Here is a 14,933-nt window from a genome sequence, read left to right on the forward strand (position 1 = left end):
CGGCACCCCGGATACGCGCCTTGACGCTACCCAGATCGAAGGCCGCCCAAGTGATGCTCGGGCCCAGCGACCAGGCACGGGCGGCACTGGAGCCGATTTGCGAACCGCGCCCGGCGGTGAAACCGAGGAAGCCGCTCAAGCTGACCCGCGGGAACAGATCGGCGGTGGCCACGCCGACATCCGCCGTCGCCGAGGCCAGGCGACGCTCTGCCGCGAGCACGTCGGGACGACGACGCAGCAGCTCGGCGGGATCGCCAATGGGCAGCGCCTTGGCAATCGCCGGCAGGTCCGCCGGGGCCAGCGACACGCTCAGCTGGTCCGGGCGTTCACCCAGCAAGGTGGCGATGCGGTTCTTCTGTCGTACCTGCTCGGCCTGCAACTGCGGCACGCTCGCCTCGACCGCAGCCAGGCGCGCATCGGCGCGCATCACGTCGAGTTCATTGCCGACACCGGCATCGCGCAGACTCACCGTGACGCTGCGCGAATCGTTCTGGTTCTTCAGGTTGGCCAGGGCGATTTTTTCCCGCAGCTGCGCACCGCGCAACTGGCCATAGGCATCCACCAGCTCGGCGATCATGGTCACCCGCAGCTGAAAGAGATCGGCCGCTGCCGCATCTTCGCGCGCATCACTCGATTCCAGCTCACGCTGAATGCGCCCGAACAGATCGATTTCCCAGGCCATGTCCAGCCCCAGGTCGTAGCGCTCGGTATTGACCCGGCTCTCGGTCACGCCCGGCACCTGCGAGCGGCCTTGCTTGCTGCTGACGCGACTGGTGACCACCGGCAAGTCGTCGTTGCTGATGTCGTCGCGAATGGCCCGGGCCGCTTTCCAGCGGGCAAACGCCACGCGCAAATCACGGTTGCCCTGCAGGGATTTACTCACCAGCTGATTGAGCGTGGGGTCATCGAACTGCTGCCACCACACCGACTCGAATCGCGACTGATCGTAGTTGGCCGCCTTGGCATGCTCGATGTTGGTTGGTGGCGTGTCGGGGGTCTTGTAGTCCGGTCCGACCGTGCAGGCGGCCAGCGCAGTCACCAGAAGGCTGGGTAGAAAAAGCTTGAAAGCATTCATGGTTGCACCTCCAGGTTCAGCGCTTGGGTTTGTTTGCGCAATTGCTTGCGTTCGATGTAGCGGCGGATCAGGACAAAGAACACCGGTGTCAGCAACAGGCCGAAGAAGGTCACGCCGAGCATTCCGGAGAACACCGCGACCCCCATGGCCCGACGCATTTCGGAACCTGCGCCGGTGGACGTCACCAGTGGGATCACCCCCATGATGAAGGCGATGGACGTCATCAGGATCGGCCGCAGACGCATGCGGCAGGCCTCCAGTACGGCATCGAGCGGCGACAGGCCCTGGTCTTGCCTGTCCTTGGCGAACTCGACAATCAGGATCGCGTTCTTGCACGCCAGCCCGACCAGCACGATCAGGCCGATCTGGGTGAAGATGTTGTTGTCACCCTTGGAGATGATCACCCCGGCAATCGCCGACAGCAGGGTCATCGGTACGATCAGGATCACGGCCAGCGGCAGGCTCCAGCTTTCATACAACGCCGCCAGCACCAGGAACGCCAACAGTACGCAGAGCGGGAACACCAGCAACGCGGTGTCGCCGGAGAGGATCTGCTGGTAGGTCAGGTCGGTCCATTCGTAGGTCATGCCGTTGGGCAATTCCTCCTTGAGCAGTTTCTCGATGGCTTTCTGGGCCTGGCCGGAGCTGTAGCCGGGGGCCGCCGCGCCATTGATTTCCGCGCTGATGAAGCCGTTGTAGTGCATCACGCGATCAGGCCCCGAGGTCGGGCTGACCTTGATCAGGGTGCCCAGCGGGATCATCTCGCCATGGTTGTTGCGCACCTTCAACTGACCGATCTGCTCCGGCTCCTGGCGGAATTGCTGATCGGCCTGGACGTTGACCTGATAGGTGCGACCGAAGCGGTTGAAGTCGTTGGCGTACAGCGAGCCCAGGTACACCTGCAAGGTGTCGAAGATATCGTTGACGGCCACGCCATGGTTCTTGGCTTTTTCCCGGTCGATGGCCGCCTCGACTTGCGGCACGTTCACGGTGTAGCTGGTGAACAGATTGGCCAGTTCCGGCACGCTGCGGCTCTTGGCAATGATGTTCATGGTTTCTTTGTACAGGGCCTCGTAGCCCAGGTTGCCACGGTCCTCGATCTGCAATTTGAAGCCGCCGATGGTGCCCAGGCCTTGTACCGGTGGTGGCGGGAACACGGCCGTGTAGGCTTCCTGGATGCCGCCGAACTTGGTGTTCAGCGACGCGGCAATCGCGCGGGCCGACAAATTCGGGTCCTTGCGTTCCTCAAAATTGCTCAAGCCGATGAAGGCGATACCGGCGTTCGGGCTGTTGGTGAAGCCGTTGATCGAAAGCCCCGGGAAGGCCACGGCGCTGTCAAAGCCCGGCTCGTTCATGGCGATGGTGCTCATGCGGCGGATCACCGCTTCCGAGCGATCAAGGCTGGCGGCATCCGGCAATTGCGCAAACGTCACCAGGTATTTTTTATCCTGGGTCGGTACGAAGCCGGTGGGCGTGGTGCTGAAGCCCATGTAGGTCAAGGCGATCAGACCGGCGTAAACCAACAGGGCCACGCTGCTGCCACGAATGACCTTCGATACGGTCCCTACGTAACCATTGCCGGCCTTCTCGAACAGTCGGTTGAAGGGTTTGAACAACCAGCCACCGAACAAGCGATCCAGCACTTTGGAGAATCGGTCCTTCGGCGCGCCGTGAGCCTTGAGCAGTACCGCCGCCAATGCCGGCGACAGCGTCAGGGAGTTGAACGCCGAGATCACCGTGGATATCGCGATGGTCAGGGCGAACTGCTTGTAGAACTGCCCGGTCAGGCCGGAAATGAACGCCGAAGGAACGAACACGGCGCACAGCACCAACGCGGTGGCGATGATCGGACCGGTAACTTCGCCCATGGCCTTCTTGGTCGCTTCCACCGGCTCAAGCCCCGTCTCGATGTTCCGTTCGACGTTCTCCACGACCACGATCGCATCGTCGACCACGATGCCGATGGCCAATACCAGGCCGAACAGCGACAAGGCATTCAGCGAAAAGCCGAACAGGTGCATCACCGCAAATGTACCGATCAGCGACACCGGCACCGCCACCAGCGGAATGATCGAAGCACGCCAGGTTTGCAGGAACAGCAGCACCACCAGCACGACAAGGACCAGCGCTTCGAACAGGGTATGAACGACGGCCTCAATCGAACTGCGCACGAAGATCGTCGGGTCATAGACGATCTCGTAGTCCATGCCTTCGGGGAAGTTCTTCTTCAGCTCGGCCATCTTCGCCCGTACCTGATCGGAAACCTCGATGGCATTGGAGCCCGGGCGCTGGAAGATCGGCATCGCCACCGCTTCCTCGTTGTTGAGCAAGGCACGCAGGGCGTACTGGTTGGAACCCAGCTCGATCCGGGCAATGTCCTTGAGGCGGGTGATCTCGCCGTTCGGACCACTGCGCACGATCACGTTCTCGAACTCTTCCTCGGTCACCAGCCGTCCCTGGGAGTTGATCGACATCTGGAAACTCGTGGCATTGGGCGCAGGTGGCGCGCCCAGTTGGCCGGCGGCGACCTGCCGGTTCTGTTCGCGCACGGCGTTGACCACGTCGGTGGCGGTGAGGTTGCGCGAAGCGGTTTTGTTCGGGTCCAGCCAGATACGCAGCGAGTAGTCACCGATACCGAACATCTTCACGTCGCCCAGACCGTTGAGGCGAGACAGCTCGTCCTTGACGTTGAGGATCGCGTAGTTGGACAGGTAGAGCATGTCGTAGCGCTTGTCCGGCGAAGTCAGGTGCACAACCATGGTCAACTCGGGCGAAGCCTTGTCCACGGTGATACCGATGCGCGTCACTTCCTCGGGCAACTTGGGTTCGGTGCGGGTCACGCGGTTCTGCACCTGTACCTGGGCATTGTCCAGGTCGGTGCCCAGCGCAAAGGTCACTGTCAGCGTCAATCGCCCATCGGCGGTGGACTGCGAGTACATGTACAGCATGTTCTCGACGCCGGTGATGGCCTGTTCGAGCGGTGCCGCCACGGTTTCGCCGATGACCTTTGGGTTGGCTCCCGGATAGTTGGCGTGGATGACAACGGTCGGCGGCACGACTTCGGGGTACTCACTGATCGGCAGCTGGAACAGCGCGATGCCGCCGGCGATCAGGATCAGCAGCGACAGCACGGCTGCAAAGATCGGTCGCGTGATAAAGAACTGAGAAAATTTCATGTCGGTGTTCCCTTATCCGCGAGGTGAAACCGCAGCATCCGTCTTCACCAGCGCGGGTGATTTGACGGTTGCCGGGGTCGGGATTGCCGGTTGGTTGCCCGCCTCGATCGCCTGGCGTTGCCGGGCCAGCGTGGCGACGGTTTCCGGGTCGGCCATGGGTGCATCCGCCGGCGCAACCACGGCGCCGGGACGGACCCGTTGCAGGCCGTTGATGACGATGCGGTCCTCTTTCTGCAGGCCGCTGCGCACGATGCGCAGGCCTTCGAGCTTCGGCCCCAGTTCAACGCTGCGGTAGACGGCCTTGTTGTCCTGATCGACCACCAGCACGAATTTCTTGCCGAGGTCGGTACCGACGGCCTCGTCCTTGATCAGCAGGCCGGCATAGGGTGCGCTGCCCACCAGTTTCAAGCGCGCGTACAGGCCTGGTGTGTACTGGCCGTTGGTGTTGTCGAACACCGCGCGACCACGGATGGTGCCGGTCCTGGGGTTGACCTGGTTGTCGACGAAATTCATCTGCCCCAGGTGGCTGTTGCCCTCCTCGTTCGACAGGCCCATGTACACCGGCGTGCTCTGGCTGCGCTGGCCCTGGCGGGAGAGCTGGTTGTACTTGAGGAACAGGCGCTCGTCGGCGTCGAAGTAGGCGTAGACCTTGTCGGTGGACACTACGCTGGTCAACGCCGTGGTGTCGGCGGTGACGATGTTGCCGGCGGTGATTTCGGCACGGCTGACGCGCCCGGTGATGGGCGAAGTGACGCGGGTGAAGCTCAGGTTCAGGCGGGCAAGATCGAGTTGCGCCTGGATGGCATCGACACCGGCCTTGGCCTCCTGCGCGGTGGTGGTGCGGGTGTCGGCCAGTTCGGTGGAAATGGCATTGCTGCTGAGCAGACGCTGCCCGCGCTGAGCTTCGTTGCTCGTGCGGACCAGCGTGGCGCGGGCTTGCTGCAATTGGGCTTCGAAACGATGCACTTCGTGTTCGAACGGCCGCGGATCGATCTGGAACAACAGATCCCCCTTCTTGACCAGTGCACCGTCGGTGAAGGCCACCTGCTCGATCTGCCCGGAGACACGTGGACGGACTTCAACGGTTTCGGGCGCCTCCAGCCTGGCGGTCACTTCGTCCCACTCGGTGATGGGCTGCTCGATAACCGTTGCCACCGTCACGTGAGGCGCCCCCGGAGCATGGGCGACGTCCGGTGCGCGACCGCAAGCGGCAAGCGTTGCCAGGGCCAATGCGGCGAGTGGGTAACGAAAAGGTTTGAGTGACTGTTCCATGGGGAGTGTCCGCCAGACGGTTAGGGGTTTGCGCAGTCTCGGTGCAGTGCGAGGCAACGACGAATCGAACGGGTTGAACTTGGCTATTACTATTAATGATGAACATCATCTATAAAGGCAAAAAAAAGGCCTGCCCTGCTCACGCCTTGCCAGGGGCGATTGCATGACAAACCGAATCCAGCGCCGGCCCCAGTATCTGCGCGACCCGCAACGCGCGGGGCGTGGGCTGCATGGTTCGACCCGCACGCTGGAACAGGGGGTCGTTGAACAGGCATCGCAGACGCGCGAGGGCATTGCTGACGGCCGGTTGACCCAGCGCAAGCCTCTGCGCGGCCCGGGTGACATTGCGCTCCTGAATCAGCGCTTCGAACACCACCAGCAGATTCAAATCGATGTTGCGCAGATCATTTCGTTTCATGGCTCAGGCCCGCGTCGAGGCATTTGCGCGAACAATATATGATGATCATCATAATTACTAGCCTGAGGGCGACGAACTGACACCATTCCCGTAGGAGCCGGGCTTATCCCATATTTCGAGGCGTCCCGAAATCCGTAGGAGCCAGGCTTGCCGGCGAAAGCGTTTTCATTGGCGCCGTATGACGTGAGGCCGCCTTCGCGGGCAAGCCTCGCTCCTACAACGCCCTCCCTATTTTGTAGCGCCCCGAATCCGTAGAGCCAGGCATGCCGGCGAAAGCGTTTTCATGGGTGCCGCATGACGCGAGGCCGCCTTCGCGGGCAAGCCTCGCTCCTACAACGCCCTCCCTATTTTGTAGCGCCCCGAATCCGTAGGAGCCAGGCTTGCCGGCGAAAGCGATTTCATTGGCGTCGTATGACGTGAGGCCGCCTTCGCCGGCAAGCCTGGCTCCTACGGGCGAAGGCGTTTTCATTGGCGTCGCATGACGTGAGGCCGCCTTCGCCGGCGAGCCTGGCTCCTACAGGCGAAGGCGTTTTCATGGGTGCCGCATGACGTGAGGCCGCCTTCGCCGGCGAGCCTGGCTCCTACGGACGAAGGCGTTTTCATTGGTGCCGTATGACGTGAGGCCGCCTTGGCCGGCGAGCCTGGCTCCTACGGACGAAGGTGTTTTCGATGGGGGTAAATGGCGCAAGTCCCGCCTTCGTGGGCGTGCCTCGCGCCTGCCGGCGGGTATCTCAATCGCGGAATTGCGTCAGTTGCTGGCTCAGTGAGCCGGCCTGGTCACGCAGTTGTACCGATTGTTCGAGCAGGCTGCGGATCGCATGATCATTCTGTTCGGAGATTCGGCTGACACCCTGGATGGCCACCGACAGCTGCTCGCCCGTGGCGGCCTGGCTTTGGGTCTGGCGCGCCACTTCGCTGATGCGCGTCAGAATGTCCTGGGCATGCTGGCGGATCTGGTCGACGCCCTGGGCCGAGGTGGTCAGTTGCACCACGCCCTGGCGCACGGCTTCGCCCACCTGCTGGACGTTGGCCACGGTGTTGCGCACGTCCGAGCCGATGGCGCCGATCATCTCGCCGATTTCCCCGGTCGAGCGGCTGGTACGTTCGGCCAGTTGCCGCACTTCGTCGGCCACCACGGCAAACCCACGGCCCTGCTCCCCTGCCCGTGCGGCTTCGATTGCGGCGTTGAGGGCCAGCAGGTTGGTCTGGTCGGCGATGCTGCGAATCACCGCGATGATCCCCGCAATCTGCTGCGAGCGTTTTTCCAGATCGCCCACCGCGCCGGCCACCACGTCCATGGTCTGGTCGATGTGCGTGATGCCGGCCAGGGTCTGGCCCATGTCTGTGGAAATGTGCGTGGTCAGCATTTCGGTGTTGCGCGCCAGCTGTTCCACATCTTCGGCCTGCTGGGACATTTCGGTCACCGAATGCGCCAATGCGGTGACGCCGCTGGCCATTTCTTCGGTGGCGGTGTGTTGCGAAGTCGCCCGCTCGGCAACGGCCTGGGTGGTATCGCCCAGGTGATTGGAGATCTGCATCAAGGCGCCGCTGCTGTGACGAATCGAACCCACCAGGTCGCCCAGGCGCTGGATGAACTGGTTGAAAGCCCCCGCCAACTTGCCGGTTTCATCGCCGCTGCGCTGTTCGAAACGCAACCCCAGCTCACCGCCCCACGCTTGAATGCCGACGGTCAGGCCCGACAGCGGACGAATCTGCCACGCCAGCAAATGCCACAGCACGATGGCCAACACCAGCAACGCCACCAGGCCGATGACCACGGCGGTATAAAGGAAATGGTTGATGCCGGCCATGGCCTCGGCCAACGGATAAGCCACCATCAACGCCCAGTTGTTCGGCGCCTTGCCGATGCGCACCGGTTGCAGCACGTAGCCCCAGCCATCGTGTTCAAAACTGTAGGATTGGCCTGCCTTGATCGCATCCCTGGCAGCGGCCGGCAACTCGTCGGCCGGTTGGCTCAGGCGCTTGGCATCGGGATGGCTGGCATACAGGCCATCGCTGGAGATCAGCGCGCCGTAACCTTTGTACGCATCGATGGTGGAGAGCTGTCGGTTGATGCTTTCCAGCGGGATATCCACCCCGGCCACACCCACGGCCTTGCCGCTCTGCAACAGCGGCACCATGATCGACACCATCATCACTTTCTGGCCGGTGCCGGTGCTGTAGGCGAAGGGTTCGGACGCCCAGGGCTGGCGCGTATGCAGTGGCCGGTAGTAATACTGGTTGTCGGCATTTTCCGGGGTGTAGCCACTCAATGCCTCGGACTTCACCGAGCCGCTGGCGCGGTTCCAGTACGTCAGGTAACGACCCGTGGCGTCATGATTGGGCTGGTTGGCAAACTCACTGTCCTTGCCGTCGAACGCGTTCGCTTCCCAATACTGCCCAAGGCCCAGCAGCTTTGGATTGGCTTCGAACAACTGACGGGTCAATGCATCGGCGGTCTTGCGATCGACCTGCTGTTGCTGCATGGCCGTGGCGACACTGGCCAGGGATTCGGCCACGGTAAAACCGGCGCCGAGTTCGACTTCCACTTCCTTGGCATTGGCCTTGACGACGGTATTGACCAGGGCAAAGGTTTCTTTGACGGACGTGCCGTAGGCGATATAGGCAATGGAACCCAGCAGTAGCGCCATGACGACGAAGGTGCCGACCAGCGCTGTCCAGAACAGCTTGAAGTGCAGTGAGCGATTAGGCATGAGCATTCTCGAATGAGCGATACGTCAGCCAGCACAGCTCGTGCAAATGTGAGTGCAGCAGCCCCGCTGGCAAGTTTTTATAATTGATATTAGTTGGCCACTATATCGAGACGCGGGTTGTATATGCAACTTAATTGAAGGTACGTTCAAATTAAAAATGCCAGGGAAATCACGGCAATTGACAGCCTTTCGGTACGCCTGACCGGAACGTGCCCGAGTGTGCAAGCCGGATCTTTATCGGGAATCGACTACAGGCAGGCCTGGGCAGCGCGCTCGAGCGGCGAAGGCCCGAACGTCGATGCCAGCAACGCACGCTGGTACAGGAACACCTTGCCGCCGTTCGAAGCCTTGTAGGTCTCGAGCACGTCATTTGCGGCGATTTTGCTGGAAACCACGATGCGGTAACTGCGCTGGGTTTCCGAAACGGTTGCATTGAGCGAATCCTGCTGCAATTTCGGCAGAACGCACTGCGTGTAGTCGGCCGGCGCCTTGGTTGTCTGCAGAATCAGCGTCGGATCGTTCGGGGCGGAGGCGCACCCCGACAGCAGCAAGGAGGCGACAAGGGCTTGTCGAGTGAGGATATTCATCGCGCCGGTTCCTGAAAGGCGTTTTTGGATGGCGCGATTTTCCTTGTTTCCTCCACTCAACAGAACTTGCGAACGGTGATGGTGATTATTATCCGAACGAATAGTTAACCACTGTCCCCTGCCCCACGCGCTACTCCACCACCGATGCGGTGCCAGCTCCGCGCTGGGACTTGAAGGCTTCGCGCCGTGCATTTCGCTCATGGACGTAGGCTTCACTGGCTTCGCTTTGCAACTCTTCCCGGCGCAACAACTCACCACAGTGCTCGCACAAAGGTCCGAGTCCGGCGTGATGTCCGCAGCGCTGGTGGGTGTAGCGCACCGCCAGGCCTTCCTGCGGCGACTTGCACCAGGTTTCTCCCCAGGCACGCAGGGCCAGGACCACGGCGTAAAACGCCTCGCCCTTGGCCGTGAGGTGGTATTCGTAGCGCAGCGGCCGCTCACTGTAGGCGCGGCGCTCGACCATGGCGTCGGACACCAGGCTTTTCAGGCGCGCGGCGACCATCTGCGGGGTACCGCCGGTCTGCGCCTGGATCTCGTCGTAACGGTGATTGCGCATGAACAATTCACGCAGGACCAATACCGTCCAGCGATCCCCGACGATGTCCTCGGCCCGTGCAATCGGACACAAGGTATCAGGAGCAGTCTTTTTTACGGCCATGCAGGCTTGCCTCTTTCATCGTAACTATGATTATCATATCAACACTGTGCCGAGGCCAGCCCATATTCCGGAGAATTGATCATGTCGAATACGACCTATCCCCTTGATCGTACCGCTTACCTGCTGGTCGATCCCTACAACGATTTTCTGTCCGAAGGCGGCAAGGTTTATCCCTTGATCGAGCCGATTGCCGAACAGGTCGGCCTGCTCGACAACCTGCGCGCGCTGGACCAGACCGTCCGCTCACTCGGCATGACGGTGGTCATCGTACCGCACCGTCGCTGGGAACACGGTGACTATGACAATTGGGATCACCCAAGCCCGAGCCAGTGCAAGATCCAGCACATGCATCACTTCGCCCGCGGCGAATGGGGTGGCGAATGGCACCCCGATTTTGCACCGAAACCTGGCGATATCGTCGTCCAGGAACATTGGGGTTCGAGCGGCTTTGCCAACACCGACCTGGATTTTCGCCTCAAGCAGAAAGGCATCACCCACGTGATCATCGTCGGTCTACTGGCAAACACCTGCATCGAGGCCACCGCCCGCTACGCCCAGGAACTGGGTTACCACGTCACCCTGGTGCGCGACGCCACCGCCGCGTTCAAGCCGGAAATGATGCACGCCGCCCATGAGCTGAACGGCCCCACCTTCGCCCATTCGATCGTGACGACCGAACAGCTCATTAACACCCTGCAGCCATGAGCGAATGCCGCATGAAACTCACCGGAAACCTGCTGATCGGCGCCAGCGAAGTCCCTGCCAGTGCCGGGACCATGAAGGCACTCAATCCAGCGACCAACCAGTTGATCGAACCGGACTTCGCGCTGGGCGGCATCGCGGAGGTGGACATGGCCGCTAACCTCGCCGACCTTGCCTTCGACCACTACAGCCATACCTCACTGGCCGAGCGCTCGGCATTCCTTGAGCGCATCGCCGACAACCTCGATGCCGTGAGCCGCGAACTGGCGGCACGCACAGCGCTGGAAACCGGCCTGCCCGAAGCGCAGCTGCTGGGCGAAGCGGCCAAGGCTGCCACCCAGTTCCGCCAGTTCGCCGGTGTCGTGCGCAAAGGACGCTTCCTGCAACTGGCCGTCGACCCGGCACAGCCTGATCGCCAGCCACGACCGCGCATGGATCACCGCTTGCAGAAAATCGCCATCGGTCCGGTGGCGGTATTCGGTGCGAGCAATTTCCCGATCAGTTACTCGGTGGCCGGCGGCGACACCGCTTCGGCACTGGCAGCGGGTGCGACGGTCATCGTCAAGGCCCACAATGCCCACCCCGGTTCCTCGGAAATTCAGGCCCGCGCCATCCTCCAGGCCGTGCAGGACTGCGGCCTGCCGCAAGGTGTGTTTTCGGTGTTGCGCGGTGGCGGCAACCTGATAGGAGAAGCACTGGTCGACCATCCCCTGATCAAGGCGGTGACCTTCACCGGTTCGGAACAGGGGGGCATGGCGTTGTATCGGCGAGCGCAGCTGCGCCCCGATCCCATCCCGGTCTTCACCGAAATGACCAGCGTCAATCCGACGTTCATCCTGCCCCATGCACTGGCAGCGCACGGGGCGCAGATCGGAGACGGGTTTGCCGAACGCATGCTGGTCAATGTCGGCCAGGCCTGCCTCAAGCCGGCGATCCTGATTGCCGTCGACGGCAACGGCTTCGACCCGCTGCGCACCGCCATGGCCAGGCGCGTAGCCGAGGCGCCGGCTCGCCCGATGCTGACACCGGGAATTCATGAGGCTTACCTCAGTGGCCTTGAACAGCTGCAAAGCATCGGGGCAAAACCGGTTGCTACAGGTACGGCAGCCCTGGGGGATCTGGATGGCCGATCCGCATTGCTGGAAGTCGACGGTCAGCGCTTTCTGGCGCAGACGGCTTTGGCCCACGAAGTGTTCGGCCCGGCGGCCTTGTTGGTCAGGGTCAAGGATGAGATGCAGATGATCGCCGTCGCGCGGTCGTTTCGCGGTCAGCTCAGCGCGACCCTGCACCTTGAGGAAACGGACATGGAACTGGCCCGTCGCTTGTTGCCGGTGCTGGAGCGGCGCACGGGACGGATCGTGGTCAATGCCTTCGCTCATCCGCAGGAAGTGACCTTCGCCACCACCCACGGCGGACCTTTTCCGGCCACATCGGACAGCCGCTTCACTTCGGTCGGCATGACCTCCATCGAGCGTTTCCTGCGCCCCGTGACCTACCAGGGCTTTCCGGATGCATTGCTGCCCGAGGCATTGCGCGAACTCAACCCCTTGGGATTGCCGCGCAGCGTGAACGGTGATTAGTCACTCAAGGAACCCGACGCTGCAGCGAACCCTTGCGGTTCAGGGTTGCAGTGCCGGGTCCCGGCGCATGGCACACACCTGGTTGCGCCCGTTGCGCTTGGCCTGGTAGAGGCCGTCATCGGCACGCGTCACCAGGCTTTCCAGATTATCGCCGGGTTGAACGAAGGCAACGCCGAAGGACGCGGTCACAGTGTCCAGCACAGTGTCCGTGCCTCGCGCCTTGATTCGCAATGACTGGACCTTGAGGCGCAACTGCTCGGCAAAGGCGCAGGCGCTGTCGAGATCGGCACAGTCCTGGAGTACCACGCAGAACTCCTCGCCGCCGTAACGCGCCGCAAAGGCATCGGTGGCCAGCGCCCCGCGCAACACCTGCCCGACATGTTGCAGAACCCGGTCGCCCAGCGGATGACCGTACAGGTCGTTGAATTGTTTGAAATGATCGATATCCAGCATCACCAGGGCGACACGGGTTTTCTTGGCCAGGGCTTGCTCGAGCAAGCGTGTGAAGGCGCTGCGGTTGAGCAATTCGGTCAAGCCATCGAGTGTCGCCGCCAACTGCGCACGCTCGAGCTTGTCGCGCAGGCTTTTGATTTCGCTTTGCGCCGATTGCAGTTGCGTCAGGAAATGCTCCTGCTGGCTTTGCATCAGCCGTGTGCTTTGCTGCAGCTCGCTCAGGATGCCCGGCAAGCGCTCGCTGACCGGCTCCTCAAGCATTTGCAGGCACTGCCCCAGACGGTTCTGGAAATTGACGCTGCCTTTCACGCTACGCGAAACATCCCGCTCCATGCCGTCTACCAGATGGATCACCTGCTCCTGTCCGGCACGGGCGTCCTCCAGTTCGTCACGGATGATGAATTCGCGAAACAGCTTGGTCGCGGATTCCGGTGGGCAACCGTCGAAGTCTGCGACCACTCGGTCCAGACGGCGATTGAGTTCCGGTTCCTGCCCCTTGCTGTAGGTGTACCACAGCGCGTAATGCACTGGATTGGGCGGGATATTGTGGCGAACCATCAGTGGAACGGCTTGCTTGAGCAGCGCCGCCGCCTCGCGGGAGTCTTCCGGATACAGCGCTAGAACATTCGCACGCGATTCTGATTGGCTCATGGCTTCACTGTGGTTGTTAATCATTGGCGTTCGGAGAACGTGCCGAGCATACCGGTACGCCCGACAAACGGCTATCCCCGGTTTGATGTGACCAATCGGTTTTTCGATTGCCAATGACGCCCGTCAATGCCGCACAGGCTCAACTTCAAGGATTGCCACGGTAATAGGTCGTGTGGTCGCGCAACCACTGCTTGCCTTTGTCAATGTCCACATTCTGCCGGGCAAGGATCCAGTCCGACGTCCTGGCAACACCGAGTTTGTCCTGGCCCATGGCCTGCCCCACCAGAACATCCCCCTGAGGCAGCATCAGAAAACTGAACACGCCCTTGGACGGTGCCGCTTTCTTCAGCGACTTCCATTTTCCGTAAAGGTAATGATCGTCATACAGCTCGCAGGTACCTTCCCAGCGGTAGCCGCCGACATTGTTGGCATTGAGCAGGTGCAATCGACCATCGGCAATATCGACCGTGACGGTTTCGGTCACCCACTGATTCGGGTCATCGGCGTCCTGCCAGGTCGACGCCCACTCACCGAGCAGGTCGTCGCGACGGGCGTAGCGTCGGGTACTCAGGAATTTGGGCAGCCAGATGGAAAACCAGGCACCTAAAAAAGCGCCGACAATCATGAGAAGCGTGGGAAACCAGTAGGTTGCAAAGTCACTCATGGCGCCAGACCTGCGGATTGAGCTGACTCAAAGCTTAGTCCATGCCACCGCCCGCACAGTGCGCCGCTTGTTGGCCGAATCCAACGACCCACCGTTGTACAACATGCAGCAATACATCGCTGCAACTTCACGGGCGCAAAAACCATTACTTTCGCCAGCGGGACATCCCAATCCAAACCGAACTCAAGGATGAGATCATGAGCAGCAATCGCCAGAAATCGTTTATTGCAACACTGGAGCTGGACAACGACCATGTAGAGCTTCTGGGCAACCTGCACGATGGCCCGATTTTAAGAACAGACAGTCTTTACTCCGGAGGATCTTTTACCGGCAGGACACAGAGGATCGATGACGCCCACCTCCTTGGCATATGCCCACCTCAGGAATCAGCAGCCATCGCACCCTTGACCCTGTATTTTCGTTGCACTGACGACTACTACACCCTGTATATCCGTTCTGAAAACGGACATCACGGCAAGTGCATCAGCCGGGATTCTTTCGGCGCACTGGGTGCATTCCCGGCAGCCGGACGCGATACGTCATCCTTCTGCATTCTGAATCCTGATAACCGGATCATCACACTGGACGACATGCGAGGCGATATTCACCGGGTTCGGCTCATGGCCGACAATGCCGGTCAAATCGGTGGTGTTTTTCGTCGAGGCGCGCCTTTTACCTACCTGGCCGATACCAAGGGTAATGGACTGGTATTCAAACTGCGCATCACTCAGCGAAATGCGCCCTACCTCAGCGATCCTGACGAAATCTGACCGGTCCCGGTCAGCAGGCTTTACCTGTGGGAGCGAGCCGCCCGGAGCCGGCTCGCTCCCACAGGTATCGCCATTAATCCGGCAACCGGATCAACAACACTTCGGCCCCGCCTTGCTGCCGTAGCGCGCTTCCTGGCGCTCGCGAAAGAACGCCTCGTAGCTCATCACCGGTTTGTCCGGGTGTTTGCTTTGCATGTGCTCGACATAGTTGTC

The 14,933-nt window shown here is 61.2% G+C and carries 12 protein-coding genes and 2 pseudogenes; 3 read left to right on the forward strand and 11 right to left on the reverse strand.

Annotation, left to right across the window (positions count from 1 at the left end):
• The 8 genes and pseudogenes from ACQKP2_RS29085 to ACQKP2_RS29120 form a co-directional block, all read right to left on the reverse strand.
• Positions 1-1,075, reverse strand: a 1,075-nt coding sequence (locus ACQKP2_RS29085; protein WP_427581661.1) for an efflux transporter outer membrane subunit, incomplete at its 3' end; no start/stop codon positions are given.
• Positions 1,072-4,251, reverse strand: a complete 3,180-nt coding sequence (locus ACQKP2_RS29090; protein WP_427581663.1) for an efflux RND transporter permease subunit — start codon at positions 4,249-4,251, stop codon at positions 1,072-1,074. The genes ACQKP2_RS29085 and ACQKP2_RS29090, both read right to left, overlap by 4 nt.
• A gap of 12 nt (positions 4,252-4,263) precedes the next feature.
• Positions 4,264-5,523 (reverse strand): multidrug efflux RND transporter periplasmic adaptor subunit MexE, encoded by a 1,260-nt coding sequence (gene mexE / locus ACQKP2_RS29095; RefSeq protein ID WP_427581665.1) that lies wholly within the window; start codon positions 5,521-5,523, stop codon positions 4,264-4,266.
• A 139-nt stretch (positions 5,524-5,662) separates the two neighbouring features.
• On the reverse strand, positions 5,663-5,941 hold the full coding sequence (locus tag ACQKP2_RS29100) for a LysR family transcriptional regulator (protein WP_427581667.1): 279 nt from the start codon (positions 5,939-5,941) through the stop codon (positions 5,663-5,665).
• Between the two features lie 731 nt (positions 5,942-6,672).
• Positions 6,673-7,209, reverse strand: a pseudogene (locus ACQKP2_RS29105) (methyl-accepting chemotaxis protein); the annotation flags it as partial.
• Positions 7,210-7,533: 324 nt separating this feature from the next.
• A pseudogene (locus tag ACQKP2_RS29110) lies at positions 7,534-8,661 on the reverse strand (PDC sensor domain-containing protein); the annotation flags it as partial.
• Positions 8,662-8,903: 242 nt separating this feature from the next.
• Complete coding sequence (locus ACQKP2_RS29115) at positions 8,904-9,242, reverse strand: hypothetical protein (protein WP_427581681.1); 339 nt, start codon at positions 9,240-9,242, stop codon at positions 8,904-8,906.
• 130 nt (positions 9,243-9,372) lie between these two features.
• Positions 9,373-9,900: a winged helix-turn-helix transcriptional regulator gene (locus ACQKP2_RS29120; RefSeq protein WP_427581669.1), complete on the reverse strand. Its 528-nt coding sequence runs from the start codon at positions 9,898-9,900 to the stop codon at positions 9,373-9,375.
• Between the two features lie 81 nt (positions 9,901-9,981).
• Between ACQKP2_RS29120 and ACQKP2_RS29125 the strand changes: the two genes are divergently transcribed.
• Entirely contained in the window at positions 9,982-10,605 is a 624-nt protein-coding gene (locus ACQKP2_RS29125) for an isochorismatase family cysteine hydrolase (RefSeq protein WP_427581671.1), read from the forward strand.
• A gap of 11 nt (positions 10,606-10,616) precedes the next feature.
• The gene (locus ACQKP2_RS29130; RefSeq protein WP_427581673.1) at positions 10,617-12,182 is read left to right on the forward strand and encodes an aldehyde dehydrogenase (NADP(+)); all 1,566 of its coding nucleotides are present in this window, start codon (positions 10,617-10,619) and stop codon (positions 12,180-12,182) included.
• A 39-nt stretch (positions 12,183-12,221) separates the two neighbouring features.
• Here the strand turns inward: ACQKP2_RS29130 and ACQKP2_RS29135 are convergent, their stop codons facing one another.
• Positions 12,222-13,286, reverse strand: a complete 1,065-nt coding sequence (locus tag ACQKP2_RS29135) for a GGDEF domain-containing protein (protein ID WP_427581675.1) — start codon at positions 13,284-13,286, stop codon at positions 12,222-12,224.
• Between the two features lie 145 nt (positions 13,287-13,431).
• Positions 13,432-13,950, reverse strand: a complete 519-nt coding sequence (locus ACQKP2_RS29140) for a hypothetical protein (protein ID WP_427581677.1) — start codon at positions 13,948-13,950, stop codon at positions 13,432-13,434.
• Between the two features lie 197 nt (positions 13,951-14,147).
• Here ACQKP2_RS29140 and ACQKP2_RS29145 point away from each other — a divergent pair, with 197 nt between their 5' ends.
• Positions 14,148-14,720 carry a hypothetical protein gene (locus tag ACQKP2_RS29145; protein WP_427581679.1) on the forward strand — a complete coding sequence of 191 codons (573 nt, stop codon included), beginning with the start codon at positions 14,148-14,150 and terminating at the stop codon, positions 14,718-14,720.
• A gap of 90 nt (positions 14,721-14,810) precedes the next feature.
• Here ACQKP2_RS29145 and ACQKP2_RS29150 read toward each other — a convergent pair.
• Positions 14,811-14,933, reverse strand: a 123-nt coding sequence (locus tag ACQKP2_RS29150; protein WP_427581683.1) for a YbdD/YjiX family protein, incomplete at its 5' end; no start/stop codon positions are given.

The organism is Pseudomonas sp. NPDC089569, assembly GCF_050280625.1.
Classification (GTDB): domain Bacteria; phylum Pseudomonadota; class Gammaproteobacteria; order Pseudomonadales; family Pseudomonadaceae; genus Aquipseudomonas.